At 68.9% G+C, this 26,169-nt stretch carries 27 protein-coding genes, 1 tRNA gene and 1 riboswitch; of the genes, 17 read left to right on the forward strand and 11 right to left on the reverse strand.

The window, feature by feature from the left end; translation table 11 throughout:
- Positions 1 to 64 precede the first annotated feature (64 nt).
- The gene (locus MFF22_RS17965) at positions 65 to 622 is read left to right on the forward strand and encodes a sigma-70 family RNA polymerase sigma factor (protein WP_238250452.1); all 558 of its coding nucleotides are present in this window, start codon (positions 65 to 67) and stop codon (positions 620 to 622) included.
- Positions 622 to 1,272 (forward strand): NrsF family protein, encoded by a 651-nt coding sequence (locus MFF22_RS17970; RefSeq protein WP_370877601.1) that lies wholly within the window; start codon positions 622 to 624, stop codon positions 1,270 to 1,272. Before MFF22_RS17965 ends, MFF22_RS17970 begins: the two co-directional genes overlap by 1 nt.
- A 206-nt stretch (positions 1,273 to 1,478) precedes the next feature.
- On the opposite strand, the gene MFF22_RS17975 is transcribed toward MFF22_RS17970, so the two are convergent.
- Positions 1,479 to 2,015 carry a YcgN family cysteine cluster protein gene (locus MFF22_RS17975; RefSeq protein WP_283206190.1) on the reverse strand — a complete coding sequence of 179 codons (537 nt, stop codon included), beginning with the start codon at positions 2,013 to 2,015 and terminating at the stop codon, positions 1,479 to 1,481.
- 244 nt (positions 2,016 to 2,259) lie between these two features.
- Here MFF22_RS17975 and MFF22_RS17980 point away from each other — a divergent pair, with 244 nt between their 5' ends.
- From MFF22_RS17980 to MFF22_RS17990, 3 genes are read left to right on the forward strand one after another with little or no spacing between them, the layout of a single operon-like run.
- Complete coding sequence (locus MFF22_RS17980; RefSeq protein ID WP_238250459.1) at positions 2,260 to 4,539, forward strand: transglycosylase domain-containing protein; 2,280 nt, start codon at positions 2,260 to 2,262, stop codon at positions 4,537 to 4,539.
- 10 nt (positions 4,540 to 4,549) lie between these two features.
- Positions 4,550 to 5,260, forward strand: coding sequence for a DUF1214 domain-containing protein (locus MFF22_RS17985; protein WP_370877602.1), 711 nt, complete (start codon positions 4,550 to 4,552; stop codon positions 5,258 to 5,260).
- Entirely contained in the window at positions 5,248 to 5,856 is a 609-nt protein-coding gene (locus MFF22_RS17990) for a DUF1254 domain-containing protein (protein ID WP_238250460.1), read from the forward strand. The genes MFF22_RS17985 and MFF22_RS17990 overlap by 13 nt, the downstream gene beginning before the upstream one ends.
- A gap of 6 nt (positions 5,857 to 5,862) precedes the next feature.
- Here the strand turns inward: MFF22_RS17990 and MFF22_RS17995 are convergent, their stop codons facing one another.
- Positions 5,863 to 6,708, reverse strand: a complete 846-nt coding sequence (locus tag MFF22_RS17995) for a hypothetical protein (protein WP_238250463.1) — start codon at positions 6,706 to 6,708, stop codon at positions 5,863 to 5,865.
- Between the two features lie 96 nt (positions 6,709 to 6,804).
- Positions 6,805 to 6,999, reverse strand: coding sequence for a hypothetical protein (locus MFF22_RS18000; protein ID WP_238250464.1), 195 nt, complete (start codon positions 6,997 to 6,999; stop codon positions 6,805 to 6,807).
- Between the two features lie 398 nt (positions 7,000 to 7,397).
- Between MFF22_RS18000 and MFF22_RS18005 the strand changes: the two genes are divergently transcribed.
- Both MFF22_RS18005 and gshB read left to right on the forward strand, forming a co-directional pair.
- Positions 7,398 to 7,685, forward strand: a complete 288-nt coding sequence (locus MFF22_RS18005; RefSeq protein ID WP_238250465.1) for a hypothetical protein — start codon at positions 7,398 to 7,400, stop codon at positions 7,683 to 7,685.
- A gap of 33 nt (positions 7,686 to 7,718) precedes the next feature.
- Positions 7,719 to 8,672 carry a glutathione synthase gene (gene gshB / locus MFF22_RS18010; RefSeq protein ID WP_238250466.1) on the forward strand — a complete coding sequence of 318 codons (954 nt, stop codon included), beginning with the start codon at positions 7,719 to 7,721 and terminating at the stop codon, positions 8,670 to 8,672.
- A 92-nt stretch (positions 8,673 to 8,764) separates the two neighbouring features.
- Here gshB and MFF22_RS18015 read toward each other — a convergent pair whose 3' ends face one another.
- Positions 8,765 to 10,300: a cation:proton antiporter gene (locus MFF22_RS18015; RefSeq protein ID WP_238250467.1), complete on the reverse strand. Its 1,536-nt coding sequence runs from the start codon at positions 10,298 to 10,300 to the stop codon at positions 8,765 to 8,767.
- Between the two features lie 103 nt (positions 10,301 to 10,403).
- On the opposite strand from MFF22_RS18015, the gene MFF22_RS18020 reads away from it, so the two are divergent.
- The 4 genes from MFF22_RS18020 to MFF22_RS18035 all read left to right on the forward strand — a co-directional run bounded on the left by MFF22_RS18020 (position 10,404) and on the right by MFF22_RS18035 (position 15,211).
- Complete coding sequence (locus tag MFF22_RS18020) at positions 10,404 to 11,999, forward strand: gamma-glutamyltransferase family protein (protein ID WP_238250468.1); 1,596 nt, start codon at positions 10,404 to 10,406, stop codon at positions 11,997 to 11,999.
- Positions 12,000 to 12,108: 109 nt separating this feature from the next.
- Complete coding sequence (locus MFF22_RS18025) at positions 12,109 to 12,807, forward strand: YoaK family protein (protein ID WP_238250469.1); 699 nt, start codon at positions 12,109 to 12,111, stop codon at positions 12,805 to 12,807.
- A gap of 164 nt (positions 12,808 to 12,971) precedes the next feature.
- Positions 12,972 to 13,346 (forward strand): hypothetical protein, encoded by a 375-nt coding sequence (locus tag MFF22_RS18030; RefSeq protein ID WP_238250471.1) that lies wholly within the window; start codon positions 12,972 to 12,974, stop codon positions 13,344 to 13,346.
- Between the two features lie 179 nt (positions 13,347 to 13,525).
- Positions 13,526 to 15,211, forward strand: a complete 1,686-nt coding sequence (locus MFF22_RS18035; protein WP_238250473.1) for a methyl-accepting chemotaxis protein — start codon at positions 13,526 to 13,528, stop codon at positions 15,209 to 15,211.
- A gap of 16 nt (positions 15,212 to 15,227) precedes the next feature.
- Here the strand turns inward: MFF22_RS18035 and MFF22_RS18040 are convergent.
- From MFF22_RS18040 to MFF22_RS18050, 3 genes are all read right to left on the reverse strand, one after another.
- Positions 15,228 to 15,314: transfer RNA gene (locus MFF22_RS18040), tRNA-Leu, on the reverse strand.
- A 35-nt stretch (positions 15,315 to 15,349) separates the two neighbouring features.
- On the reverse strand, positions 15,350 to 16,555 hold the full coding sequence (locus MFF22_RS18045) for an FAD-dependent monooxygenase (RefSeq protein WP_238250475.1): 1,206 nt from the start codon (positions 16,553 to 16,555) through the stop codon (positions 15,350 to 15,352).
- A 17-nt stretch (positions 16,556 to 16,572) separates the two neighbouring features.
- Complete coding sequence (locus tag MFF22_RS18050; protein WP_238250476.1) at positions 16,573 to 16,827, reverse strand: zinc-finger domain-containing protein; 255 nt, start codon at positions 16,825 to 16,827, stop codon at positions 16,573 to 16,575.
- 221 nt (positions 16,828 to 17,048) lie between these two features.
- On the opposite strand from MFF22_RS18050, the gene map reads away from it, so the two are divergent.
- The 6 genes from map (at position 17,049) to MFF22_RS18080 (ending at position 22,821) form a co-directional block, all read left to right on the forward strand.
- Positions 17,049 to 17,876 (forward strand): type I methionyl aminopeptidase, encoded by an 828-nt coding sequence (gene map / locus MFF22_RS18055; protein WP_238250477.1) that lies wholly within the window; start codon positions 17,049 to 17,051, stop codon positions 17,874 to 17,876.
- Positions 17,877 to 17,884: 8 nt separating this feature from the next.
- Complete coding sequence (gene radC / locus MFF22_RS18060) at positions 17,885 to 18,634, forward strand: RadC family protein (RefSeq protein WP_238250479.1); 750 nt, start codon at positions 17,885 to 17,887, stop codon at positions 18,632 to 18,634.
- A gap of 97 nt (positions 18,635 to 18,731) precedes the next feature.
- Positions 18,732 to 20,168, forward strand: a complete 1,437-nt coding sequence (locus tag MFF22_RS18065) for a circularly permuted type 2 ATP-grasp protein (protein ID WP_238250481.1) — start codon at positions 18,732 to 18,734, stop codon at positions 20,166 to 20,168.
- A gap of 58 nt (positions 20,169 to 20,226) precedes the next feature.
- Positions 20,227 to 21,174: an alpha-E domain-containing protein gene (locus MFF22_RS18070; protein WP_238250483.1), complete on the forward strand. Its 948-nt coding sequence runs from the start codon at positions 20,227 to 20,229 to the stop codon at positions 21,172 to 21,174.
- A 47-nt stretch (positions 21,175 to 21,221) separates the two neighbouring features.
- Positions 21,222 to 22,046, forward strand: coding sequence for a transglutaminase family protein (locus tag MFF22_RS18075; protein WP_238250486.1), 825 nt, complete (start codon positions 21,222 to 21,224; stop codon positions 22,044 to 22,046).
- A gap of 28 nt (positions 22,047 to 22,074) precedes the next feature.
- Complete coding sequence (locus tag MFF22_RS18080; protein WP_238250489.1) at positions 22,075 to 22,821, forward strand: proteasome-type protease; 747 nt, start codon at positions 22,075 to 22,077, stop codon at positions 22,819 to 22,821.
- A 193-nt stretch (positions 22,822 to 23,014) separates the two neighbouring features.
- Here the strand turns inward: MFF22_RS18080 and MFF22_RS18085 are convergent, their stop codons facing one another.
- From MFF22_RS18085 to thiO, 4 genes are read right to left on the reverse strand one after another with little or no spacing between them, the layout of a single operon-like run.
- Positions 23,015 to 23,644 (reverse strand): thiamine phosphate synthase, encoded by a 630-nt coding sequence (locus MFF22_RS18085; RefSeq protein ID WP_238250491.1) that lies wholly within the window; start codon positions 23,642 to 23,644, stop codon positions 23,015 to 23,017.
- Positions 23,641 to 24,441 (reverse strand): thiazole synthase, encoded by an 801-nt coding sequence (locus tag MFF22_RS18090; protein WP_238250493.1) that lies wholly within the window; start codon positions 24,439 to 24,441, stop codon positions 23,641 to 23,643. The genes MFF22_RS18085 and MFF22_RS18090 overlap by 4 nt, the downstream gene beginning before the upstream one ends.
- A gap of 3 nt (positions 24,442 to 24,444) precedes the next feature.
- On the reverse strand, positions 24,445 to 24,657 hold the full coding sequence (gene thiS / locus MFF22_RS18095; RefSeq protein WP_238250494.1) for a sulfur carrier protein ThiS: 213 nt from the start codon (positions 24,655 to 24,657) through the stop codon (positions 24,445 to 24,447).
- On the reverse strand, positions 24,654 to 25,871 hold the full coding sequence (gene thiO / locus MFF22_RS18100) for a glycine oxidase ThiO (RefSeq protein ID WP_238250495.1): 1,218 nt from the start codon (positions 25,869 to 25,871) through the stop codon (positions 24,654 to 24,656). Before thiO ends, thiS begins: the two co-directional genes overlap by 4 nt.
- A gap of 71 nt (positions 25,872 to 25,942) precedes the next feature.
- Positions 25,943 to 26,072, reverse strand: a riboswitch (TPP riboswitch).
- Between the last annotated feature and the right edge of the window lie 97 nt (positions 26,073 to 26,169).

Here is a 26,169-nt window from a genome sequence, read left to right on the forward strand (position 1 = left end):
GCTGGCCGCGTCGCCTCCGTCTGCGCTAGAAGGCAGGGCGCGGGAGGCACGGACGCAGACCGGTATGGCGCTTGAAGGCGATCTGGCGGGTTTGATGGCCGCCGCCCAGCGGGGCGACGCTGCGTCCTATCGCGCCCTGCTCAAGGCCTGCCTTCCGGTGGTGGCCGGGATCGCCCGCGCCCAGGGCGTTCGCGGTGATGCCGTAGACGATGTCGTGCAGGACACATTGATGACCGTGCATCATGCGCGGGCGAGCTACGATCCGACACGGCCCTTCCTGCCCTGGCTGCGGGCCATCACCCAGCGGCGGGCCATCGATCGCCTCCGGCGTACCGCCCGACGCCCACAGGAAGTGTACGATCCCCTCGCCTACGAGGCCGAAGTCGATCCGACCCCTGCCCCCAATGCCGGACTCGAGGCGCGGGAGCGGGACGCCGCCCTGGCCAGGGCGGTGGCGGCCCTTCCCGATGGCCAGCGGCAAGCGGTGGAGCATCTCGGCCTCCGGGAGCTGAGCCTGGACGAGACCGCCGCTCTCACGGGCCGGACGAAGGGAGCGCTCAAGGTGAACCTGCATCGGGCGCTTAAGGCCCTGCGAACAAATTTGATGCGGGGGGAGGAGTGATGGACGCGCGGCACGACCGCTTGGTCGAAGAACTCGCTGGACGGCTCGAGCCCGTCCGCCCGCTGCCGCGGCCGGCATGGCGTGCGGCCCTCTGGCTCGGCGCGGCCTTGCTCCTCGGGGCAGCCCTCGCGTCCCGTCTGGCTATGATCGGGCTGGAGGGCCGCGGTGGCACCGCCGACATCTGGCTTTCCGCCTGCGGGGCCGCATTGACCGCCGTGACCGCCGCCTATGCCGCCTTCGCCACGAGCGTGCCCGGCCGTTCGCCGCGATGGGCGCTCCTTCCGGCTCCGGCGCTCGCGCTCTGGGTGAGCGGGAGCGGACTCGGCTGCTTGCGGATGTGGTTCGCCGCCTCGCCGCCCGCGGACGACGGTCATGGATTGGTGAGCTGCTTCAGCTTCCTGGTGTGCGTGTCGATTCCCCTGTCGCTGCTGATGGTCGCGATGCTGCGGCGTGCCTGTCCCCTGCGGCCCAACCTGACGGCGGCCCTCGCGGGTCTGGCGGTGGCGGGGGCTGCGGCCGCGCTTCTCGTGCCCTTCCACCCGCACGATGCCAGCCTATCGGATATCCTGATCCATTGTGTTGTCGTCGCGGGCGTGATCGGGCTCAACGCCCTGGCCGGCGGCAGGCTGCTTTCCCGGGCGGCCGGCTGAGCTTTCTCTGCCGGATCCGCTCCGCATTCCTGCAATAGAGACGAACATTGCAGTCGGCGGGGTCTCTTCAACGCACTGCTTGCCACCGCGGCATTGCGAGCGCAGCGAAGCAATCCGGGGATCCGCCTCGTTCTGACACGTCCCGCTACCCTGGATTGCTTCGCTGCGCTCGCAATGACGGCGGGGGCGGTATGACGGTGAAGGTCTCAGCCCTTGTCCGCCGGCCCTTCGTCCGCCGGCCCCTCGGCCGGCCATGCCACGATGCGCTCGGGATATTCGTCCTCGCCGAAGTCGTCCTCGATGCCGGCGAGCCGTCCGCGGACGGACATGCCGGCCTCGTGGACGCTCGACGGACGTCCGGACACCAGGGGATGCCACGGATAGAGGGGCAGCCCGTCGCGGACGAGGCGATAGGCGCAGGTCGGCGGAAGCCACGTGATGCTGCGCACCGCCTCCGGCGTCAGCCGGACGCAATCGGGCACCTTCTTCTGCCGTCGGGCATAATCCCGGCAGCGGCAAGCGAAGCCGTCGAGAAGCGTGCAACCGATATCCGTGTGGAGGATCTCGCCGCTATCCTCGTCTTCCAGCTTGAGGAGGCAGCAGCGGCCACAGCCGTCGCAGAGGCTTTCCCACTCGGCGGGGGTCATCGCCTCCAAAGACTTCGTCCGCCAGAACGGTTCGTCCGCGCGGGGACGGTCCGCCGTGGGGTCGGGCCGCGGGCCTTTGGTCGGGAGTTTGAGCACGCGCCCGTCTGCCCGAGGCGGCGCCTCGAGGCAAGGGGGCGGCACAGGTAGGCGTGATTAAGGGGCATCATGGCCGTGGCGCTGCCGCATTCCCCCCGTTAACGCTGCGCGGGATCGTGCGGCCGGACAGGCGACGCTCGGCATCCTTCCGCGTTGGCCTGGGCATCGCGCCGCCTCGCCGCCGCCGCGCAATCCTGCTAAGAGCGGGCAGCCGAGAGGGCGCCCGAACACCGGATCCGACACCGTGCGCCTGCCCAGATTGACCGCGATCAAGATCCGCATCGAGCGTGCCGCCTTGGCCTTCGACGCCTGGGTCAACGCGTCGCTCTACGACGGCGGACGCTCGACGGGCGAGGCCTACGAGCGGTTCCAGCGCTTCATGAGCCGCTTTGCCGTGCGCGGGTGGAAGCGGATCGGCCTCGATCTCACCAGCGAGGCGTTGACCCTCGGCACCGGCGGCATCCTGCTGCTGCTCGCCCTGGCGCAGCCGGCCTTCCAGCTCACCAGCGACAACTGGCTCAAGCAGCAGGACCTCGCGGTCACCTTCCTCGACCGCTACGGCACCGAGGTTGGACGGCGGGGCATCAAGCACGACGATTCCCTGTCCCTGGACCAGTTTCCGGACATCATGATCAAGGCGCTGATCTCCACGGAGGACCGGCGCTTCTACGACCATTACGGCATCGACCCGATCGGCACCCTGCGTGCCCTAGTCAACAATTCCCGGGGCGGCGGAGGCACCCAGGGCGGCTCGTCGATCACCCAGCAGCTCGCGAAGAACCTGTTCCTCACCAACGAGCGGTCCCTTGAGCGCAAGATCAACGAGGCGTTCCTGGCCTTCTGGCTCGAAAGCCACCTGACCAAGAACGAGATCCTGAAACTCTATCTCGACCGGGCCTACATGGGCGGCGGCACCTTCGGCGCCGTGGCGGCGGCAGATTACTATTTCGGCAAGCCGCTCAAGGACATCAGCCTCGCGGAGGCCGCGATGCTCGCCGGCCTGTTCAAGGCTCCGACGAAATACGCGCCCCACGTGAACCTGCCCGCCGCCCGCGCCCGCGCGGCCGACGTGCTGCACAACATGGTCGAAGCCGGCTTCGTCACCGAGGGCCAGATCCAGACGGCGCTGCGCAACCCCGCGACGCCCGTCACCCGCACCCGCGACATCACCGCCGACTACTACCTCGACTGGGCCTTCGGTCAGGTGAAGGCCATGGCCGACAGCGGCAAGCTCCGCGGCGACCGGGTCCTCGTGGTGAAGACACCCCTCGACCTCGCGGTACAGAAGCGCGCGGACGACGTGGTGGCGGACATCCTGCGCAAATCCGGCGACTCCTCCGACGTGGACGAGGCCGCGATGGTGATCCTCGACCCCGACGGTGCGCTCCGGGCGATGGTCGGCGGCGCCGACTACGGCGAGAGCCAGTTCAACCGGGCCACCGATGCGATGCGCCAGCCCGGCTCATCCTTCAAACCCTACGTCTATGCCGCCGCCCTCGCATCGGGTCTGTTCAAGCCGGACACGACCGTGGTCGACAGTCCCGTTTGCATCGGCAACTGGTGCCCGCAGAATTACGGGCGCTCCTACACCGGCCGGGTGCCCATGTGGCTCGCCGTGGCGAAGTCGATCAACACCATCCCGATCAAGATATCGATCGCGCTGGGCAAGGCCATGGGCATCAGCCACGAGGCCAAGGCCGCCAAGGCCGGCCGGGCGAAGATCATCGCGATGGCCCACAGCATGGGCGTCACCGCGCCCCTCATCGACACCGTATCCCTGCCGATCGGGTCCGACGAGGTGACGGTGATCGATCAGGCGGCGGGCTATGCGGTCTTCGCCAACGGCGGGTTCAAGGCGAAGCCCTACGCCGCCACCGAGATCCGCAACTCCTCCGGCGAGGTGATCTACCGCCACTCCGACGAGGCCCCCGAGCGGGTGCTCTCGCCCCAGGTCGTGGCCGATATGAACTTCATGCTCAACAAGGTCGTGGAAGAAGGCACCGGCCGCCGGGCGCAGCTCGAGGGGATCAAGGTTGCCGGCAAGTCCGGCACCACCAACGCCTACCGGGATGCGTGGTTCGTGGGGTACACCGGCAACTACGTCGGCGCCGTCTGGTACGGGAACGACGATCACAGCAGCACGAACAAGCTGACGGGCGGCTCCCTCCCCGCGCAGACGTGGCACGATGTCATGGAGCCGGCGCATCAGGGCATCGAGATCAAGGGCCTGCCCGGCCTGAAGGACAGCCCGAAGGTCGTGGCCCAGCAGGCCGCAGGAGGCGCGACTGCGCCGACCGACCCGAACGCCAGCGCCTTCGGCAAGCTCTCCCGCCGCTCGTTCGAGGTGATCGGCGGCCTGAACGGCCTCTTCCGCGCCGCCGAGCGGCCGAGGGTCGAGACGGGCCGGGCCGGGGGTACCTCCGGGCCCCGGACCGGGAGTTCGAACGACCGCGCCTCCGCCGCGGCGCCCCGCGAGGTCGCCGACGGCGCCCGGTCGGTCGGCGGCCGCATCGGCGTTCCGTGAGGCGCAGGCCATGAAGCTTGCGTTTCCCGGACAGGCCGCGCGCCTGTCCTCGTCCGAGGAGGCGTCGGCGGGGTCCTCCCGCAGGACGATGACACCCCGGGGGGCCGGCCGTCTCGTGGGCCGGTTCGTCCGCAAGGCCGGCACACCCCTCCTCGTGCTGTATGCGCTAGGTCTCGGCGCGTTCCTCGGCCTCGCGAGCGCCGACTGGGCGACCCGGGGCGGCTACCCGTTCGGCGGCGTTCGCATCGGACCCTGGATGGCGTGGCCCCGGGCGGGTTCGGCCAACGCCGATCCCTATACCCGCGCGGTGAACGCGCGGCGCGGCGAGATCCCCCTGGCCGTGGGCGAGGGCCTGCTCATGACCGCCTCGGAGGACGACGAGGGTCGTTCGCTGGACGCGTCCTGCACCTATGCGATCTCCGGCGCGGTGCCCCCCGCCCGCGCCTGGACGATCACTGTCGCGGGCCGCGGCCCCCGAGACCCGAACCGCCCCCATATCCGGGACGGGTTCACCTCCACCGAGATCCTGCGCCAGCAGGACGGACGCTTCGTCATCGTCCTTGGCCCCGAGGTCGAGCCCGGCAACTGGCTCCCGAGCCCCCGGGCGGATGGTCCGATGCGGCTCGCTTTGCGCCTCTACGACACGCCGGCCGCGGCCAGCGCCGCCTCCCTCGACAGGAGCGTGGTGCCGTCGATCACCCGCGAAGGATGCGCGCCGTGAGATTGCGCATCGTCTACGCGACATTGACGGGGCTAGTCCTTGCGGGGCTCGTCCACATCATGGCCGTGCTCGCCATCCCGCGTCTGGCCGAGACGGACGCCGTGACCCGCGCCAAGACCAGCGAAAATCTCGATCATCCGCAGGCGGTTTATGCCCTGGCCACCGGCGATGCCCCCGCGCCGCAGGAGGTGTGGCTTCCCATTCCCGACCCGGCGGTGGCCGTGGGCGTCTGCGCCTTCGATCTGTCGGACGGTCCGATGCGGGTCTCGGCCCGGACGGGCAACCTCGCCCTGTCCCTCGCGGCCCACGGGCGGCAGGGCGCGTTCTATGCCGTCACCGATCAGGCCGCCGTTCGCGGTGCCCTCGACCTCGTGATCCTGACCCGCGCCCAGTACGACCAAGCCCTGGCCGATGACGACGAGAACGAGCCGAGCCGCGACGTCCGGATCGTCGCACCGGAGGGGCAAGGCTTCGTGGTCGTGCGGGTCATCGCCGGGCTACCGAGCCAGCGCGAGGCCGCCAACGCCGCCGTGCGGGCCGTGTCCTGCACCACCGACGCACCGGACGACGAGCCGCGCAAACCTGGCGGGCGCTGAGGTCGCTCAGTCCTTCACCACCAGGGGTGTTCCCGCTGCCACGGGTGGCGCCGCCGCGACGGGCGGTGCCGGGATAAGCCCGCAGCGGATCGCCGCATCCGGCGGCAGGATCGGATTGAGGAGCGTCCGCCGCGCTGCGAGCATCGCCAGGGCACGCTCGGCCTCGGTGGCCCCGACTTCCGGCGCTTCGGCGAAGAGGTGTTCGAGGGCGTAGCGATAGGCGTCCAGTCTCTTGCCCGTCTCCAGGCGGACCCAGGCGATGAGGCACCGGTTCTCGGCGACCCGCATCGCGGCCTGCCGCACGTCCCAGTCGTCGAGGGTCCTGGCGAACGGAAGGCTGCGCAGGCGCCGGGCGTCGGCATCCGCGACCCGGCCAGCAAGGGCCGCGAAGGGCGGGATCAACCGCGCATCGGCAACGGCATCGTCCGTCAACCGGCGATAGCGGGACACCGGAGACCGGAAATCCGGAGCCAGCAGGGCGTCATGGTAGGCCGCCGGATCGTCCGGCCGCCAGGAGGCCGGCAGCACCCGGGCCCGGGTGAGGTTGGCGAGGATGTCGAGGAACGCCTCGCGGGTGATCGCCGGCATGAGGAACCGCCAAGAGCGGTTGCGGAGATCCTGCTCGTCGTCGGTATAGGGCGAGGCCGAAGCCGGCTCCTCGCGTTCCGTGGCAGCGACCGTGCCCGTGGCATCGATGAGGCTGTTCCAGACACCGGCCTTGGGCCGGCCGAAGTCGCCCTGCTGGGCGCAGGAGACCAGGGCGAGCGCACCGGCGAGGGCCAGGGTCGATATCCCGGCTGCGCGGACCGGGCGCGGGGCACCGGATGGGGAGGGGCGGAACTGGCGTGGCATGGGGCTGACAGGGGCTGCGGGCGTCGATTCGCATCCGCCGGCCGCGCCGGACGCGTACGCTTTAAAGACCGGCCGCCCACAGGGGCCGGAGACCGTTCAGGAGGCGAGGCGTTCGTAACGCACGCCAAGGAACAGCAGGATCTGGCCGCGGGCCTCGCCGGTTGCGGGCGTCGGCCTGGCGGGGCGACGGGCGCTGCCGGGAAACTGAACCACCACGGCGTCCTGCGGCGCGGGGGTCTCTCGTTCCTCGGTCGCGGCGGGCGGGCGCCCGGCTGAGTTCTGACGAGGCATGGTCTGGCTCCTGTCGGCGATCCGGGCAATCCGCCCAGACCCTGCAAAGGGCGTCGGCAAGGGCGTGGTCTTCGGAAGGGGTCGGTGTCGGGTCTCTCGCTGTGAGGGCAGATCATCACGGGATGGTTAACAGAAGCTTGCGCGGTCGCCGGTCATTGCGCTCATGCTTGGCGCGCAGCTTGCTAGGTACTGTTGGCCCATGGCGGGCGTTTCCTCCCTTAGACTGGCCCTGCCCGGATGCGGGTGGGGCCATTTTGCGTGGGGCAACGGCCGGCGCATTTCTGCAACGAGCGCGACAAGTGCGGAGCGGGCGCTTGCCTACCGCCCTGCTGGCCCGATATGCCCACGCAACGCAGGGCGGTCCGCCGCCCGCTCATGATTGCTGAGGACAAGGCTGGATGCGACTGGTTCCGGACCAAACCCTTCGTTCGCCGCGCGCCGTCGCGCTGGTGGCTTTGACGCTTATGACCCTCACGGCCGGTCCGGCCCTGGCTCAACGCGACGACCAAGGGCTCCAGCTCGGCTGCGCCGACGACTATTTCCGCCTTTGCATCGGCGTCGATCCGAACAGCCCGGATGCGGATCGCTGCATGACCCGCAACCGTGCCCGCCTTTCCCAGAAGTGCCGCGCCGCCATCGGCGACTACGACCGGCGGACGGGCAGCAAGTCGATGCAGAACGAATAACGTCCCGCGTCACGAGCGCAGGGGAAAGCCGCCATGAGCCTGACCGTCGCGGTCCAGATGGACCCGATCCAGAACATTAGGGTCGCGGGCGATACGACCTTCGCCCTGCTCCTCGAAGCCCAGCGGCGGGGCCACCGGCTCTTGTACTACACGCCCGACCGGCTCTCCATGCAGGGCCGGCGGGTCACTGCGCGCGTCGAGGGGCTGACCGTCAAGGATGCGCAGGGTGACCACTTCACCCTGACGCCGCCAGAGCGGATCGAGCTGGCCGAATGCGACGCGGTGCTGATGCGGCAGGATCCGCCGTTCGACATGGCCTATGTCACGGCGACGCACCTTCTGGAGCGGATCCACCCGCAGACCCTTGTCGTCAACAACCCGACGGAGGTCCGCAACGCGCCCGAGAAGCTGTTCGTCCTCGACTATCCCGAATTGATGCCACCGACGCTGGTCAGCCGCGACAAGGAGGAAATCCAGGCGTTCAGGCTCGAGCACGGGACGGTGGCGATGAAGCCGCTGCACGGCCATGGCGGTGCCGCGGTGTTCAAGGTGACGGAGTCGGACCCGAATTTCGGTTCGATGTTCGATCTCTTCGCGACGACCTTCAAGGAGCCTTGGATGGTCCAGCGCTACCTCGACCGCGTCACCGAGGGGGACAAGCGCATCATCCTCGTCGACGGCGTGGCGATGGGCGCCGTGAACCGCGTACCGGCGGCCGGCGACATCCGCTCGAACATGGTCCGCGGCGGCGCGGCTTCTGCGTCCGAACTCACTGAGCGCGAGCGCGAAATTTGTGCGACGATCGGCCCGGAACTCACCCGCCGCGGCCTCATCCTCGTCGGCATCGACGTGATCGACGGCCATCTCACCGAGATCAACGTCACGTCGCCCACGGGTATCCGTGCCATCGAGCGACTCGGTGGCCCGAACCTCGCCGTCGCCGTGTGGGACGCCATCGAGACCCGTATCGCGGCGCGGAAGGTTTGAGGATTACGCTTAGCGCCCATCGGTGATGCTGCCCCGTTTCGCGTCGCGTTACGCCGGCTTGGATCGCTTCGGACGCCGAGACGGCGGGTGTGTCAGGAATCCTTCCTCGGCGTGGCATTGAGTTCGGCCCAGTCGAACTCTTCTTCCAGCAGAAAATACGCGTCGTCGCCGATCTCGCCCTGCCGGCGCATTTCAAGAACCTTCGTCCGGGCCGCGATGATGGCATCGCGGCGGGCCGCGTCGGCGGGGAGGCTTTCCGGTGCACGGCCCTCCTCGTGTGCTTCGGCCTCCGAGAGGGCCGTCCGGAACTCGGCCCGGAGCGCATCGGTAGAGGCGCAATCCTCCCCGGATTCCAGGCTTTCCAACGCCGCGCCGTAGGCCGCCGCCCGGGCGCGACCTGCCTCGCGCCCGACCGGATCGTCGTCGGGCAGGCGCAGATACCGGAGCAGCGGGCTGAGGGTCAGGCCCTGGAGGATCAGCGATCCGAGCACCGTGACGAAGGCCGTGAACACAGCGAGATCCCGGTAGGGAAAGGCCTGCGGCAGCGCGAGGGCCGCCGCCACGGTGACGATGCCCCGCATCCCCGCCCAGCTCACGGCCATCCCGGCTCCGAGGCGGGACCGGTCGCCGGTCTTGCCCAGGCCGAAACCCCGCAGGCCGCTCGTTGGCAGGACCCAGGCGATGCGCACGACCGTCACCGTGACGAACACCGCCGCAGCGAGGATGATCGCCTGCCATTGGTCCGTCCCGTTGAGCCGGGCCAGGATCGGATCGATCTGGATGCCGATGAGCACGAAGGCCAGGACGTTGATGACGAAGACCGCCGTATCCCACACGGCGTAGGAGACGATCCGCGCCCGGGGCGCCGTGACGCCAGGGGCTTTCCGGGCGACCATCATCGCGAAGGTGACGACGACTAGGACACCCGACATCTGCAGCCGCTCGGCAGCGAGCCACAGGCCGAAGGCGGCCACAAATTGCAGCACGATGGCGGTCGGCGGGTCGGTGACGCGGCGTGTGATCGCGACAAAGGCAATGGCGAGCAGCGGGCCGGCGACCAGACTGCCCGCCACCCCTAGGAGGAAACTCGGCGCCACCTGCTCGGCATGGAACCCGCCGGCCACCGCCGCACCCACGGCGAGGCGATACAGGAGCAGGGAGGCGGCGTCGTTCAGGAGGCTCTCACCCCGGAGGATGGTGGCGAGCCGGTGAGGCATCGGTGCGTGCTTGAGCACTGCCAGGGCCGCCACCGCATCCGGGGGTGCCACGATGGCACCGAGGGCGATCGCGGCGGCCAGCGGCATGTCCGGCACGACGATCCTCGCCACGACCGCCACCGCAAGGGTGGTGACTACCACGGCCCCCACGGCGAGGCCCAGCACCGGCTGCCAGCTGTGGCGGAGGTCGCGCAGGGACGCATCGAACCCGGCATCCAAAAGGATCGGTGCGAGGAACAGGGCGAGGGCCAGTTCCGGGTCGAGGCGCAGGTTCGGCACCCCAGGAACGAAGGCGAGGGCAGCACCGCCGACGGCCAGGAAGGCCGGGTAGGGAGCGCCTAAACGCCCTGCGAGCGCGGTCAGGATGACGGCGCCGAGTAGCACCATCACGGTCCATTCGAAAATTACCATTGTCCCACAGATAGGGCGTCCGGCGCTCCGACGACGGCGGGTACGAGCTTTGCCTTGTTCCTCGCCCTCGCCTATTCGGCTTTGACACCTCGCCGGACACGCCATGCCCGAGACACCGATCTACTCGTCCGCCGCCGTCGCAGCGCCCCATAGCCTTGCGGCGCAAGCCGGGCTCAATGTCCTCGCGCAGGGCGGGAACGCCATCGAGGCGATGGTGGCGATGGCCGCCTCCATCGCCGTGGTCTACCCGCACATGAACGGTCTGGGGGGCGATGGCTTCTGGCTGGTGCGCGAGCGCGGCGGACGGGTTCGCGGCATCGAGGCCTGCGGCCCTGCCGGGCGGGGGGCGACCATCGCCCGCTACCGTGAGAAGGGCTACGACGCGATTCCACCCCGGGGGCCGGAGGCGATGGTCACGGTGGCCGGCGCCGTGGGGGGCTGGGATCTCGCGCTGGATCTGTCGAAAGCCCTGGGCGGCCGCCTGCCCCTGGCGACGCTTCTTGCCGACGCCACCACCCAGGCCCGGGACGGCGTGCCGGTCTCCGCGAGCGAGGCACGCTATCAGCCACAGCCCGGCGACGCTCTGCACGAAGCCCCGAACTTCGCGGCGACCTTTCTATCGGACGGCAAGCCCTATGCGGCCGGCGAGGTGCGCCGCCTGCCTGCCCTGGCCGCGACCCTGGCACAGCTGAGCCATGCGGGTCTCGACGACTTCTACCGGGGGGATATCGGCCGGGAGATCGGTGCCGACCTCGAACGCCTCGGCGCGCCCGTGTCACGCGTAGACCTCGAATCCTACCGGCCCGCCGAACGGGCTCCCCTCACCCTCCGCCGCCGGGACGCGACGCTCTACAACTTCCCGCCGCCGACCCAGGGTCTGGCCGCCCTGATCATCCTTGGTCTGTTCGACCGGCTGAACGTCGCCGAGCCCGAGACGGCGGCGCATTATCACGGGCTGATCGAGGCGACGAAGCGCGCCTTCGCCATCCGCGACCGCGTCGTGACGGACTTCTCCCGTCTGCTCCACGATCCCGCGACCTTCCTCGATCCCGCACGCCTCGCCGCCGAGGCGGCGCGGATCGATAGGGGGCGGGCGGCGTCGATCCCCGTCGTGTCCCACAGCGGCGATACGGTCTGGATGGGTGCGATCGACAAGGACGGCTTGGCGGTGTCCTACATCCAGTCGGTCTATTGGGAATATGGATCGGGCACCGTGCTGCCCCGGACGGGGCTCGCGTGGCTCAACCGCGGCGTGTCCTTCTCCCTCGATCCCGCGTCGGTGAACCCGCTGGAGCCGGGGCGGCGCCCCTTCCACACCCTGATTCCCGCCCTCGCCTGCTTCGATGACGGGCGGGTCATGGCCTACGGCTCGATGGGCGGCGACGGCCAGCCCCAGTTCCAGGCGCAGATCTTCTGCCGTTACGCCGACTACGGAATGTCGGTGGCCGAGGCGGTCGATGCGCCGCGTCTCCTCTATGGCCGGACCTGGGGCGCGCCGTCCCTGAGCGTGAAGGTGGAAGACCGTTTCGATCCCGCCTGCCTCTCCGCCCTCGAGCGGATGGGCCACGAGATCGAGCCCGTGGGCGTTCCCTACAGCGACACCCTCGGCCATGCGGGCATGCTGGTTCGGCATTCCCGCGATGGCCGCATCGCGGCGACGCACGATCCGCGCTCCGATGGTGGGGCCTTGGGGCTCTAGGCCATCTTTCGTCCTTAACAGGGTCTGGCGGTTAAGCCTTCCGAATGACGATGGAGCGTATACAAGCGGCGGCCAAGCTGACGCTTGCCCGGACCAAGACCATCCCGCCATGCTGATCCACGAAGACCCTGCCAGGACATCCCGTATCGACGAGCGTCTCGCCGGGACTTTCGCGGCCATCGCCGGAGCCCTCAACGTCGCCGGGTTCTACGCCTTCGGGACTTTCTCCTCGAACATGACCGGGAATGTCTCCGCCCTCGCCGATCATCTCGGGCTTGGCGAGGCGCGGTTGGCCCTGTTCGGCCTCCTCCTCGTGGTGGCCTTCGTCGGCGGCGCCGTCGTGGCGACCTTGCTCATCGATGCGGGGCGGATGCGCCACGTGCCGGGGGTCTATGCCTACGGGGTCCTGGGCGAGGCGGCGTTGCTCTTGGTGCTGGGCTGTAGTGCGCCCTTCCTGCCTGCCGAATCGCGCGGGCCGGTGCTGGCCCTGGGCTTGAGCTTTCTGCTCGGGCTGCAAAATGCCACCATCACCCAGATCACCAATGCCCGGGTGCGGACCACCCATGTGACGGGCATGGTGACTGATATCGGGATCGGCCTCGCCAACCTCCTGGAAGGCCATCCCGCCGTGGACAGGGACAAGCTGCGCCTGCACCTCGTCACCGTCGGCGCCTTCCTGGTGGGCGGCATCTTGGGCGTGCTGCTGTTCAAGATGGTCGGCACCGCTCTGCTCGTGGTCGCGGGGGGCCTGCTCGCGGCGCTTGCCATCCCCGGGATCAGCATGGCCCGCCGCCTGAGCGCAGGCTGACGCCCCCTGCGACAGCGCCAAGCTGAACGGATGCTGCCAGTGGGCTTCAGGGCCGATGCAGGCGATCCGTGACAATCTCCCTCATAGAGCCGGATGAGGTCCGGCCGAACTTTCGGGACCGGGTACTCCACGAGCCGGCCTCCGCGAAGCGAGAGGGATGGGTCATGAAGAAGATCGCAACTCTGGCGGCCACGGCGCTCGTCATGGCCGGAACCCTCGGGGCCCCGCAGGCGCAGGCCCGTGGCGGCGGTGCCATCGCCGCCGGCGTGATCGGCGGGCTCGCCGCCGGCGCCCTCCTCGGCGCGGCCATCTCCGATGCCCACGCCGCCCCCGCCTACGGGTACAGTTACGGCCCGGCCTATGGCTACGACAACCCGCCACCCCGGCGCATCCGCAGCTACGAGTACGATGCGGGACCGGTCTACCGGACGGAGCGGGTCGTGCGCAGCTACGACGTCGAGTCCTATGATGGCTACCGGCCGGCCGGCTACGGCGGACGGCACCACTGCGACCGCGCCTACGGCTACGGCGGCTGGTGACCCCCATGCCGCCGCCCGTGACCCACGGGCGGCGTCCCGATGCGGGGAATGATCAATAACAAGCGGTGAAAATTGTATTCTTACTAGTCGAGTGCAAACTCACGATCTGTTTAGAAAAAATTCTTTTTTGCAATTTAGTGCATGACTGGCGATCCATATTGTCTTCGGCGTGTCGTCTCATGCATATCTCGGTGAAGTGGGCACTGACGGGGCTCTTCGGCTTGGCTGCGGTGGCGTCGGCCGCACAAGGACTGATCAGCGTTCGCAAGATTTCCGACATGCGGCAGGACATTAGCGAGATCGGCTCCGTTCGGCTCCCCGCGGTCAATGTGGTCAACCAGATCAACACGGCGATCCGCGATCATCGGGTGAAATTGTACCGGCTGGTCCTGTCCTCGAATACGGCCGAGGAAGTTGCGGAGAACCGGAAGGCCCTCGACGGTGCGGCGGCGACCATCGTCAACCTGCGGCACGACTACGACGCCATGGGGAAGTCGGGTGACGAGCGGGCCCTGAACGATCGGTTCACCACCCTCTGGACCACCTACCTCACGCAGCAGCAGCGGGTGATCGACACCCTCGCGGCGGGCCGGAAGGACGAGGCGGTTGCGCAGTTGCTGGGTCCCGAACTGCTGCAACTGGCCACCAGCGCCTCCGACACTCTCAAGAAGACCGTCGCGGTGAACAAGGCGATGGCGGATCAGGCCGTCGAGGAGAGCCTGTCCGAGGCGGATGCGGCCATCCGTACGGCGGCCCTCGCCACCGCATTCACCCTGCTGCTGTCGATCGTCGCCGGCTTTTTCGGCTTCCTGCGGATCACGCGGCCCATCCAGCGGATGACGGCGGCCATGAAGGTCCTGGCAGGCGGCGATACCGCGGTGGTCATCCCCGGCGCCGGCCGCCAAGACGAGATTGGTGCCATGGCCGAAGCCGTGGGAGTCTTCCGGGACAACCTTGTCCACACCCGGCAGCTGGAACAGGAGACGAGCGCCGCCCGCCTGTCGGCCGAAGAGCAGCGCAAGATGGGGATGCTGCAGATGGCCGACGGGTTCGAGGCCGCCGTCTCGGGCATCGCCTCCCTCGTGTCCTCCTCCGCCACGGAATTGCAGGCGACGGCGCAGAGCATGGCCGGCACAGCCGCAGACACGGCGCGGCAATCCACGACCGTCGCGCTGTCCGCCGAGGCGGCTGCGGTGAACGTCACGATGGTGGCCGCATCGGCGGAGGAACTCGGCTCGTCGATCGAGGAGATCGGCCGGCAGGTCGCGGGGTCGGCGGATCTTGCGAGGAAGGCGGTGGAGGAGGCCAGCCAGACCGCAGCACTCGTGCAGGAGTTGAACGAGGCCACTTCTCTCATCGGCGACGTGGCAACCCTGATCGCCTCCATCGCCGGCCAGACAAATCTTCTGGCGCTGAACGCGACGATCGAGGCGGCGCGGGCCGGCACGGCCGGGCGCGGCTTTGCCGTGGTCGCGGCGGAGGTGAAGGACCTCGCCGCGCAGACGGCCCGGGCCACGCAGGACATCTCGCATCAGATCGGCCGTATCCAGGGCTCGACCGGGCTTGCGGTGCGGGCGATCGATTCGATCGGCGGACGCATTCGGGAAATCAGCGGCGTGGCGACGGCCATCGCCGCCGCCGTGGAAGAGCAGGGCGCGGCGACCCAGGAGATCGTCCGCAACGTCGCCGAGGCGGCGACGGGGACCGGGGACGTGACGAACACCATCGCCCATGTTGCGGGTGCGGCCGAGGAGACGGGCGCATCGGCCTCGCAGGTCCTGGCCGCGGCATCCGAGCTGTCGCTGCATTCCGAGCGGCTTCAGGCGGAGATGGCCCGCTTCGTGGCGACCGTCAGGGCCGCTTGAGGGCCGATGCGGTGTTTGGTGCGGACGGCGGGACTCGAACCCGCACGGCCTTTCGGCCGCAAGATTTTAAGTCTCGTGCGTCTACCGGTTCCGCCACGTCCGCCTCGCATGCAGCGGTAACCGCCACGCTCGCCGGGATCAAGCGGGTGGCGTCCATCCGTAGACCCAGGCGTAGCGGTCCCGCATGCCCGCGGGACCGAGACGCCGCATCACCGCGTCCCTGACGAGGCTCACGACCCCGCCCGCATGGTAGGTCCGGCCGTTGGCCCGGGCCGCACGCTGGACCTGGCGGACCCGGATCTCCCGGGCCTGGGAATAGGCCTCGAGGGCCGCGGATACATCCGCTGTTTCGCCGAGGCAGTTTGCCATCACCGCCGCATCCTCGATCGCCAGGGCGGCACCCTGGGCGAGATAGGGAAGCACCGGGTGCGCAGCATCGCCGAGGAGGGCGATTCGGCCCCGGGCGAAAGGCCTGGGTGCGGTCCGGTCCGCGAGGGACCAGACCAGCCACGAATCGGGGAGGCCGAGCAATTCGCGCAGCGGCGGCGCGCAGCGCCGGAAATGGGCCCGCAGGACGGCCGGTTCGCCGAGCCGTCCCCAGCCCTTTTCGCCCACCGCCTCGGGCACGATCGCGACGACGTTGAGGAGGCTGCCGCCTCGGACCGGGTAGTGCACGACGTGCCGGCCGCGCCCGAGCCACAGGCCCGTCGCGTCGCCGGACAGGGCGTCGGGCACCGATTCCCGCGGCACCAGGGCCCGCCAAGCCGCCGCCTTGCCTGGTCGCAGTGGAGCCTCGTCGAACTGCCCCCGCAGGGCCGAACGCAGGCCGTCCGCAGCCACGACGAGGTCGAAGTCGAGGGTTTGGAGTCCGGTGCCGGCATCCGCGGTCAGGCCCACCCTCCCGGTTCCCTCCGCCACGCCCGTGACGGACCGGCCCATGAGAAGGCGGATCCGCGGCCGGGCCCGTACGGCATCGAGGAGCAATGTCTGCAGATCCGCCCGGTGGATCACGTAATAGGGCGCGCCGAAGGCCTCCCGCGCCGCCGCGCCGAGGGCGACCCCACCGATCCGGCGGCCACTTTCCAGGGCGCGCACTTCGACGCCCGGAGGCTCGCTAGCCGCCCGGCGCAGGGCCGGCGCCAGCCCCAGGCCGGCGAGCACCCGGCTCGCATTGGGAGAGATCTGGATACCTGCGCCGACTTCACTGAAGCCGGTGCGGCGCTCCACCAACGTGACGGAATGGCCGGCGTCCGACAGTGCCAGGGCCGCCGTGAGGCCGCCGATCCCGGCACCGACGATTCCAATCTCGAGGGGCGGTCGCTGGGGGGACGATCCGGGCGACACGGTGGTCGCGCGCCGCCTTAAGCCGCCGCCGCCGAATCGTCGTGCCAGACGCATTCGGCCGGCTCAGCCATGCCGGCGCCGAGTTCCGGCCGGTAGCGGTAAAGTGTCGAGCAGTACTGGCAGATGATTTCGTTGTCCGCGCCCATGTCCAGGAACACGTGCGGGTGATCGAACGGCGGCAACGCGCCGATGCACATGAACTCCTTCGCCCCGACCGCGATGGCCGGCACTCCGGGCTCGTTGTGGAAATGCGGTACCGCCTTGCCTGCCATCCGGCCCTCGCCCGCCCCGACCCCGGGGCATGTCCGACCGCGCTTATGCCGCCCCCGCCCCCGGCCGCGCAAGGGAGGCGGGCGAGGAGCTTCGGTTCCCGGTACCGCAGGCAGGACATGCCGCGGCGGCTTCCACCGTACACCGCGGCGCTTGGCCTGCAGGCCGGGGCACCGTACATAGACGCGAGCCACCCCAAGACGATGCCGTCCAGATACCCCCGATGATGCAGCAGGAACAGGCGAGCGCCCAGGCGCGCCGCGCGCCGGAGCCGCCGATCCACGGCCCCGAGGATTTCGCAGGCATGCGCCGGGCCGGCCGCCTGACGGCCGAGGCCCTCGACCTCCTCATGGAGGCGACCCAGCCCGGCGTCACGACCGACGCCCTCGACAAACTCGCCTTCGAGTTCGCCATGGACCACGGCGCCTATCCGGCGTCGCTGTTCTACCGGGGCTATCCAAAGTCGATCTGCACATCGATCAACCACGTGGTGTGCCACGGCATTCCCAACGACAAGCCGTTGCGCGAGGGGGATATCATCAACCTCGACATCTGCCTGATTCTGGATGGATGGCACGGTGATTCAAGCCGCATGGCCTATGTCGGTGAGGTGCCGCGCAAGGCTCAGCGCCTGTGCGAGATCACCTACGAGGCCCTGATGCGCGGCATCGCGGCGGTGAAGCCGGGGGGCTCGACGAACGACATCGGCCGGGCGATCCAGACCTTTGCTGAAGCGGAACGTTGCTCGGTGGTCCGAGACTTCTGCGGCCACGGCCTCGGGCGAGTTTATCACGACGCTCCGACGATCCTGCACTACGTCGAGGCGAGTTACGACGTGCCGCTCAAGCCCGGACAGTTCTTCACCATCGAGCCGATGATCAATCTCGGCCGTCCCGCGGTGAAGGTGCTCGGCGATGGGTGGACCGCCGTCACCCGGGACCGGTCCCTCTCGGCACAGTTCGAGCACACCGTGGCCGTGACCGAGACCGGCGTGGAGATCTTCACCGTCTCACCCAAGGGCCTTCACCAGCCGGTCAACCCGGCGCCCTGAGTCCAGCGGTGGCGCGTTCGCCGTCTCCGCCCCGTCCCGGCTTCTTCGCCGAGGGGGCGGTCCCACCGCCCTCCCCCGCCGCGGAAGAACCCCATTATCTCGGCCACCGGGACCGCCTCCGCGAGAAGTTCGCGGAGGCCGGAGGCGACGCCCTGCCCGATTACGAACTGCTCGAACTGGTGCTCTTCCGGTCGATCCCCCGCCGGGACGTGAAGCCCCTGGCCAAGGCCCTGATCCGCCGCTTTGGAAGCTTCGCGGAGGTACTCGGGGCAGAGCGAGCCCGCCTGCTGGAAGTCGAGGGTATTGGGCCGGGCGTCGTCACTGACCTCAAGCTCGTCGAGGCCGCCGGTCGCCGCCTCGCCCGCGGCGAGATCCTTGAGCGCGACGTCCTTACTTCCTGGAGCGCCCTGTCCGACTACCTCCGCGCCACCATGGCCTTCGCGCCGCGGGAGGAATTCCGCATCCTGTTCCTGGACAAGCGGAACCACCTCATTGCCGACGAGGTGCAGGGGCGGGGCACGGTCGATCACACGCCTGTCTATCCCCGGGAGGTCGCCCGCCGGGCCCTCGAACTCTCGGCGACCGCGATCATCCTCGCGCATAACCACCCTTCGGGGGATCCGAAACCCTCGGCGGCGGACATCGCGATGACCCGGGAGATCGTCTCCGTCCTGGCGCCACTGCAGATTGTCGTGCACGATCACGTCATCATGGGACGTCACGGGCATGCCAGCCTGAAAGGGATGAAGTTGTTCTAAAGGGCACTCCCCCTGGCAACACGGCCGGCGCCCCCTACGCTTAAGCCGATGGCGCGTCTCTTGCCTTGAGAGCGGGAGCGTGAGGGAGACGAAACACATGGCTGTCGCGGCCTTCGACGAGATGACCGGCTTGGGCGGCATTGCGGATCAGGCCACCCTCCGCGAGGCCTATGGACGGCTGAAGGCGTGGCTGGAGACGACGCCGCCGGAGCATTTCAACACCCGCCGGAGCCAGGCCGAACTCCTGTTCCGCCGGATCGGCATCACCTTCGCCGTTTACGGCGACACGGAGTCGACCGAGCGTCTCATCCCCTTCGACATCATCCCGCGGGTCATCACCCGGCCGGAATGGAATTTTTTGGAGCGGGGCCTCAAACAGCGGGTCACGGCCCTGAATCTGTTCCTGAAGGACGTCTACGGCGCCCAGGAATGCATCAAGGCCGGCATCATCCCCGCCGACCTCGTCTACCGAAACGCCCATTACCGTATGGAAATGCGCAACTTCCGGGTGCCGCACGACCTGTATGTCCACGTGGCCGGCATCGACATCGTCCGGACCGGCGAGAAGGACTTTTTTGTTCTCGAGGACAACGCGCGCATCCCCTCGGGCGTATCCTACATGCTGGAGAACCGCGAGGTGATGCTCCGGCTGTTCCCGGATTTGTTCTCGAAACACCGGGTCGCGCCGGTGGAGAACTACCCGGACGCCCTCCTGGCGACCCTGCGCAGCCTTGCCCCGGCGTCGGCGACCCGCGACCCGACTGTGGTTCTGCTGACCCCCGGACGGTTCAACTCGGCCTTCTACGAACACTCGTTCCTGGCCGACAAGCTCGGCGTCGAACTGGTGGAGGCGTCCGACCTCTTTACCAAGGACGATGTGGTGTACATGCGCACCACCGAGGGGCCGCGGCGGGTCGATGTGATCTACCGCCGTCTCGACGACGATTACCTCGATCCCCTCGTCTTCCGCCCGGATTCGGTCCTCGGCGTGCCGGGGATCATGAATGCCTACGAGCGGGGATCGGTGACGCTGGCGAACGCAGTCGGGACCGGCGTCTCCGACGATAAGGCGGTCTATAGCTACATGCCGGAGATTGTGAAGTTCTTCACCGGCGAGGAGCCGATCCTGCACAACGTCCCGACCTATCGCTGCCGCGAGAAGGACTCCTTGTCCTACGTGATGGACAACCTGTCCGAACTGGTGGTGAAGGAGGTCAACGGGTCCGGGGGCTACGGCATGCTGGTCGGCCCCCATGCGAGCAAGCGAGAGATCGACGACTTCTCCAAGAAGTTGCGCCATTCGCCGGACGGGTTCATCGCCCAGCCCACCCTGTCACTCTCGACCTGCCCCACCTTTGTGGCCTCCGGGGTCGCCCCCCGCCACGTCGATCTGCGGCCCTTCGTGCTATGCGGGGCGGACGAGATTCGCATCGTCCCCGGCGGCCTGACGCGGGTCGCCCTGAAGGAGGGATCACTGGTGGTGAATTCCAGCCAGGGCGGGGGCACGAAGGACACCTGGGTGCTCGACGCCTGACCGCCGATTTCCGCCAAGCCGCGCAGGCCCCTTTGGGCCGGGACGATCGAGCCGCACAATGCTTTCCAGGACTGCCGACAACCTCTACTGGCTTTCGCGCTACGTCGAACGCGCCGACTTCGTCGCGCGCATCCTCGATGCCGCGCACCGCCTCGCCGCCCTGCCGTCCAGTTACGGCGGAGGTGAGAGCAACGAGTGGGAATCGGCCCTTCGCTCAGCGGGCGATCCGGACCTGTTCAAGCCCCATTACAGCGTCGTGAACGCCGACACCGTCTGCGACTTCCTCGCGTTCAGTCCGCACAATCCCTCCTCGATCCGCTCCTGCATCGAGGCCGCCCGGGAGAACGCCCGCTCCGTCCGCACGGCGCTCACCACCGAGATGTGGGACGCCATCAACGGGGCATGGCTCGAACTGCGCAGCTATGCCGGGCGCGAACTCAACCGTGACGAGTTCGGCCGCTTCCTCGACTGGGTGAAGACGGTGTCGCTGACCTATGACGGCTCGGCCTTCCGCACGATGCTGCGGAACGACGCCTTCTGGTTCACGCGGCTCGGCACGGCCATCGAACGGGCCGACAACACCGCCCGCATCCTCGACGTGAAATACCAGATCCTGCTGCCTCACGATGAGCGGATCGGCGGGAGCCTCGACTACTTCCAGTGGACGACCATCCTGCGCGAAGTCTCCGCGCTCACGGCCTATCACTGGGTCTACCGGGAGAGCGTGAAGCCGCTGCTCGTGGCCGACCTGCTGATCCTCAACAAGCAGATGCCGCGTTCCTTCGCCAACTGCTACGGTGTCATCGTCGAATATCTCGACCTCATCGCCGACGCCTACGGGCGGCGGGGACCGAGCCAGCGGCTTGCCGGCAACCTCCTGGCGAAGCTCGAGAGCGAAGACATCGATCGCATCTTCTCGACGGGGCTCCACGAATTCGTGGAAGCCTTCATCGCGCAGAACAACGATGTAGGCGAGGCGATCGCCAGGCAGTATCTCGTCGGCTGACCCCGGCGGCGCCGGGTGTCGATCCAACATACAGGCGGGAACGGCGCATGCGCATCCGCGTGGTCCATGAGACCAGCTACACCTACGATCAGCCGGCACGGGGCCTGATCCAGATCCTGCGTCTGACGCCGCGCGATCATGACGGGCAATATGTCCGCCGCTGGCGCATCGACACGTCGGTGGATGGACGCCTGACCGCCCGGGAGGACGGCTTCGGCAACATCGCCCACTGGTTCACGCCCGACGAACCGGCCAGCGCCCTCCTCATCCGCGTGACCGGCGAAGCTGATACGGAAGACACCCACGGCGTCGTGCGGGGCGCCGTCGAGCGGCTGCCCGATCTCTTCTACCTCCGCGACACGGATTTCTGCGCCGCGAGCACTGAGATCCAAGCCCTCGCCGTAAATGCGTCCAAGGGGGCGGGCGACACGCTCACTGTGCTGCATCGCCTGATGGAGGCGGTGCATGGGTCGGTGCGTTTCGAGGCCGGGCCCGCGACGGCAGCCGTACCGGCCGCGAAGGCGTTGGCCGCCGGCTGCGGCAATTCCCAGGACATTGCCCATGTCTTCATCGCGGCGGCCCGCCATCTCGGCATCCCCGCCCGCTACGTGGCGGGTTATCGGGCCCGGGACGACGGCGAGGCCGAGGTCGAGGCGCCCCATGGCTGGGCCGAGGCCCTGGTGGCCGATCTCGGCTGGGTGGCCTTCGACGCGGTCCACGAGGTGAGCCCGTCCGACCAGTACATCCGCCTCGCCATGGGTCTCGATTACCTCGGTGCGGCTCCGATCCGCGGCAGCCGCGTCGGCGGGGGCACCGAGACGCTGGACGTGAAGCTCCGTGTCGAGCAAGGCAAGGCGGCCGTTCAATGCTAAGCACGCTGTGCGCCGGAATGCCCAGACCATGACCTATTGCGTCGGTGTCCTTGTCGAGGAAGGGCTCGTGATGGTCGCCGATACCCGCACCAATGCGGGGCTCGACGACATCTCGACCTATCGCAAGCTCCACCACTTCAACGTGCCCGGTGAGCGGGTGATGATGCTGGCCTCGGCCGGCAACCTCTCCATCACGCAATCGGTGCTGAGTCTTCTACAGGAGGGCGTACCGGGTGAGGAGGGCGAGCCGGCCCAGCGCCTGATCGAGGCGCCGACCATGTTCCAGGCGGCTCAGCTCATCGGGCGGGCGATCCGGCGGGTGCGGACCATCGAGCAGAAGGGCTTCGAGGCGGCCAGCATCCGCTTCTCGATCTCGCTGCTGTTCGGCGGCCAGATCGGCGACGAGCCGATGCGACTATTCCTGATCTACTCGGCCGGCAACTTCATCGAGTGCAGCACCGACGCGCCTTTCCTTCAAATCGGCGAGCACAAGTACGGCAAGCCGATCCTCGACCGCGCCGTGAAGTTCGAGACCGATCTCTATGACGCGCTGAAGGTGGGTCTCGTCTCGATGGACTCGACCATGCGTTCGAATCTCGGCGTCGGCCTGCCGATCGACATCGCGCTGGCACGCCGCAACGCCCTCCACCTGGAAGTGAACCACCGGATCGAGGCCGGCGAAGGCTACTTCCACGATCTGCGCGAGCGCTGGTCCGCCGCTCTCCGCGCCGCGCACCGTGCGATCCCCCGCCCGCCCTACGGGCCGGCGGCGTAGGTTAGAAAGTGCGCTCCACTCGCCGGCCTGGAAACGAGGCGCAGCCGGGGGTGAGGGGGCCCTGACGGTGTCCCGCCCCTGGGAAGCCTCGTTGCCGTCATTGCGAACGCAGTGAAGCAATCCAGGGCAGCGGGCCGCCTCAGAATGTGGCGTTTCCCTGGATTGCTTCGCTCCGCTCGCAATGACGGTGTGGTCATTTGGGACTTGCCGCGGCGTCCCATCCCGCGAGCAACCCCCGCACCGCCCGTGCGGGATCGTCTGCCCGCATCACCCCGCCCATCACCGCGAAACCGGCTGCGCCGGCCGTTCGGCACGGGGCGAGCGTGCCCTCCCCGATCCCGCCCAGCGCGACGACCGGCAGGCCGACGCGGGCTGCGATAGTGATCGCTTCGAGCCCAAGGGCCGGACCGTAGCCGGGCTTGCTGGCCGTAGGGAAGATCGGGCTCAGCGTCACGTAATCCGCACCCGCCGCAGCGGCGGCCTCGACGTCCCTCAGGCTGTGGGCCGACACGCCGATCAGCCCGGCGCCGAGCCGGTCCCGGGCCCGCGCGACGGCGTCCGATCCGCCGGGCAGGTGAATGCCGTTCGCCCCGAGGGCCGCCGCCAGGGTGATGTCTCCGCCGACCGTCAGGACCCCGCCAGCCGCCCGCACCTCAGCTGCCACAGCCTCGCCAAGGCGGCGGCGTTCGTCTTCGGGCAGGTCCCGGTCGCGGAACCAGATCCAGCGCCCGCCCCCCGCAAGCACCGCCCGAACCGTCTCCGCCAAGGGTCGGGCATGGCCGTGGCGGTCCGTCACCGCCATCAGCGGCGACGGCAGGCTCACGAGCCGACAAGACCAAGCTGCGGGCTCGACGGCTCTGCCCGGCCCCGGCGTGGAATGCGCCCGGCGAGGAAGGCATCACGGCCCGCCTCGACGGCGCGGGCCATGGCGCGGGCCATCCGCACCGGATCGTCGGCCTTCGCCACCGCCGTGTTCACGAGGCAGGCCGCCGCGCCGAGTTCCATGGCGACCACCGCATCGGAAGCGGTGCCGATCCCGGCATCCACGATCACCGGCACTCCGGCCCGCCGGCAGATCAGCTCGATGTTGGCCGGGTTGGCGACGCCCATCCCCGAGCCGATCAGGGAGCCCATCGGCATGACCGCGGCACAGCCGATGTCTTCCAGCCGCCGGCAGACGATGGGATCGTCGTTGCAATAGGGCAGGACGGTGAAACCTTCATCCACGAGGTGCCGGCAGGCGTCGATCAGTTCGGCCACGTCGGGATACAGGGTTTCCCGGTCACCGATCACCTCGACCTTGATCCAGGTCGTGTCGAGCGCCTCGCGGGCGAGTTCGGCGGTCATGATCGCATCGCGGGCTGTCTCGCAGCCGGCCGTGTTGGGAAGGAACCGACAGCCCTTCAGCAGGCTCACCGTGTCCGAGCCATGGCCGCGCAGCGAAACCCGGCGGATCGAGGCCGTGACGACCTCGGCCTCCGACGCCTCGACGGCGTCGCGCATGATCGACTGTGTCGGATAGCCGGCGGTGCCCAGGAACAGCCGGGAGCTCAGGCGCACCCCGGCAATGACCAAAGCGTCGTCGTCTTCTGGGTGAAGGGGAGTGACGGTGCTGTCCATGCTCTAGCCTCCCTGCATGGCGCGGACGATCTCGATCCGGTCGCCCGCTGTGATGACGGTCTCGGCCCAGTCCTTGCGCCGTAGGACCTGACCGTTGAGGGCGATGGCGATGCCTTGCGTCTCCACGATGCCGGTCTCCTCGGCCTCGATACGGAACAGGGCATCCACGGTGTTGGCTTCGCTGTCCCGGGGCTCGCCGTTGACGAAGAGCTTCATCGGGCAGCCCGCCTCGGCTCCGGCCGCGCAAAGCGGGCCAGGGTGAAGGTGCGCGCCACGTCCGGGAGGTCCCCGGTGGTGATCAGGTCCGCAACCGCATCGGCGGTGGAGGGGGCAAGGAGATAGCCGTTGCGGTGGTGACCGGTGGCCGCGACCAGCCCCGAAGCCAGGGTATCGATGATCGGTGCGTCATCGTCGGAGGTCGGCCGGTAGCCGCTCCAGACAGCCTCGACCTCCATCTCCTCGATGCCGGGCAGCACCCGCCGTGCACCTTCAAGCAAAGCGTAGAGACCGCCGGCCGTGTTACCGGCCGTGAAGCCGCAATCCTCCACCGTGGCCCCGACGATGAGCTGGCCATCGCTCTTCGGGGCCATGTGGACCTGCTCGGTCCAGACCATCCGTGACAATGTCCCCGTCCGTGCCGTGGTCCGGACGGCCAGGGCCTGTCCCTTCAGCGGGCGCACCGGAAGCGCGAGGGCGTCGGGCAGCAACCCCCCCTCGCCGCTCCAGGCTCCGGCGGCGAGGATGACGGTCCCGGCCCGGAGGCTGCCGCGATCGGTCGTCAGCCCCGTCACCCGCCCGCCCGACCAGTCGAGGCCGGTGACGGGCGTGCCTTCCACGATCGTCACGCCGGTCTCCCGGCAGGCGCGGACCAGCGCGGCCATAACGAGGCGCGGATCGACCTGATGGTCGAGGGGGCAATGCACCCCCGCCGTCACCGAAGGGCGAAGCCCTGGTTCGAGGCGGCGCACGTCCGACCCGTTCAACCATTCGGCATCCAGGCCGGAGCGGCGCTGCAGGTCGTAGCGGAAACGCAGGCGCTCGACCTCGTCCCGGCCGACGGCAAGCACGAGAGTACCGTCCGGGCGGTAGTCGATGGACAGGCCGGAGGCGGCTTCGAGGTCATCGCGGAACCTCGGCCAGCGGGCCAGGGAGTCGAGGGCGAGGGGCAGGAGCGGATCCGACCCCGGCTCGTGCTCGGCCGCCGGGGCCAGCATGCCGGTGGCGGCGAGGCTCGCGCCGCTGCCCACCGTGTCCCGTTCAACCACCGTCACCGTGAGGCCCCGGGACGCAAGACGCCACGCGCAGGACAGGCCGATGAGGCCGCCACCGACGACGGCGACGTCGCTCCGCTCCGGCAGAGCCTGACCGGGGGCGTCGAGGGCCGGAGCCCGACGCTGTCCGATGGGTGAAACGGGCCTTTGAAGTCCCACGACGACGCTCCGCTGACGGGGCGTAGGGGGAACGGGCCGAATGCTTCCTGGAGGGGCGTCTGCCTGCTGGGGCGACGGAAGCGGTCCAATCCCTACGCCGGTGTGAACCGGATCAGGTTCGAAGGATTTCCGCGCCGCAGGCCCTTGAAGGGCGTGCCAGCGGTTTCTCAGCCCCTTGCCGGGGATCTCCCTGGAACAACCGTGATGTGGCCTTTGATCGGCTAAGCGTCAATCCCCCGGGCCCGGCTCCTTGCAGTCATTGCTTCGGCTTCACCTCGCAATGACTGCAAGGAGCCGG

The sequence above is a fragment of the Methylobacterium persicinum genome, from assembly GCF_022179525.1.
GTDB classification, from domain to species: domain Bacteria; phylum Pseudomonadota; class Alphaproteobacteria; order Rhizobiales; family Beijerinckiaceae; genus Methylobacterium; species Methylobacterium persicinum.

Bases quoted from the DNA above. Each gene is read 5' to 3' on its own strand.
- MFF22_RS17965 (WP_238250452.1), top strand. From the start codon at position 65: ATGGCGCTTGAAGGCGATCTGGCGGGTTTGATGGCCGCCGCCCAGCGG.
- MFF22_RS17970 (WP_370877601.1), top strand. From the start codon at position 622: ATGGACGCGCGGCACGACCGCTTGGTCGAAGAACTCGCTGGACGGCTC.
- MFF22_RS17985 (WP_370877602.1), top strand. From the start codon at position 4,550: ATGAAGCTTGCGTTTCCCGGACAGGCCGCGCGCCTGTCCTCGTCCGAG.
- MFF22_RS17990 (WP_238250460.1), top strand. From the start codon at position 5,248: ATGCGCGCCGTGAGATTGCGCATCGTCTACGCGACATTGACGGGGCTA.
- MFF22_RS17995 (WP_238250463.1), bottom strand. From the start codon at position 6,708: ATGCCACGCCAGTTCCGCCCCTCCCCATCCGGTGCCCCGCGCCCGGTC.
- MFF22_RS18000 (WP_238250464.1), bottom strand. From the start codon at position 6,999: ATGCCTCGTCAGAACTCAGCCGGGCGCCCGCCCGCCGCGACCGAGGAA.
- MFF22_RS18005 (WP_238250465.1), top strand. From the start codon at position 7,398: ATGCGACTGGTTCCGGACCAAACCCTTCGTTCGCCGCGCGCCGTCGCG.
- gshB (WP_238250466.1), top strand. From the start codon at position 7,719: ATGAGCCTGACCGTCGCGGTCCAGATGGACCCGATCCAGAACATTAGG.
- MFF22_RS18015 (WP_238250467.1), bottom strand. From the start codon at position 10,300: ATGGTAATTTTCGAATGGACCGTGATGGTGCTACTCGGCGCCGTCATC.
- MFF22_RS18020 (WP_238250468.1), top strand. From the start codon at position 10,404: ATGCCCGAGACACCGATCTACTCGTCCGCCGCCGTCGCAGCGCCCCAT.
- MFF22_RS18025 (WP_238250469.1), top strand. From the start codon at position 12,109: ATGCTGATCCACGAAGACCCTGCCAGGACATCCCGTATCGACGAGCGT.
- MFF22_RS18030 (WP_238250471.1), top strand. From the start codon at position 12,972: ATGAAGAAGATCGCAACTCTGGCGGCCACGGCGCTCGTCATGGCCGGA.
- MFF22_RS18035 (WP_238250473.1), top strand. From the start codon at position 13,526: ATGCATATCTCGGTGAAGTGGGCACTGACGGGGCTCTTCGGCTTGGCT.
- MFF22_RS18050 (WP_238250476.1), bottom strand. From the start codon at position 16,827: ATGGCAGGCAAGGCGGTACCGCATTTCCACAACGAGCCCGGAGTGCCG.
- map (WP_238250477.1), top strand. From the start codon at position 17,049: ATGATGCAGCAGGAACAGGCGAGCGCCCAGGCGCGCCGCGCGCCGGAG.
- MFF22_RS18065 (WP_238250481.1), top strand. From the start codon at position 18,732: ATGGCTGTCGCGGCCTTCGACGAGATGACCGGCTTGGGCGGCATTGCG.
- MFF22_RS18070 (WP_238250483.1), top strand. From the start codon at position 20,227: ATGCTTTCCAGGACTGCCGACAACCTCTACTGGCTTTCGCGCTACGTC.
- MFF22_RS18075 (WP_238250486.1), top strand. From the start codon at position 21,222: ATGCGCATCCGCGTGGTCCATGAGACCAGCTACACCTACGATCAGCCG.
- MFF22_RS18080 (WP_238250489.1), top strand. From the start codon at position 22,075: ATGACCTATTGCGTCGGTGTCCTTGTCGAGGAAGGGCTCGTGATGGTC.
- MFF22_RS18090 (WP_238250493.1), bottom strand. From the start codon at position 24,441: ATGGACAGCACCGTCACTCCCCTTCACCCAGAAGACGACGACGCTTTG.
- thiS (WP_238250494.1), bottom strand. From the start codon at position 24,657: ATGAAGCTCTTCGTCAACGGCGAGCCCCGGGACAGCGAAGCCAACACC.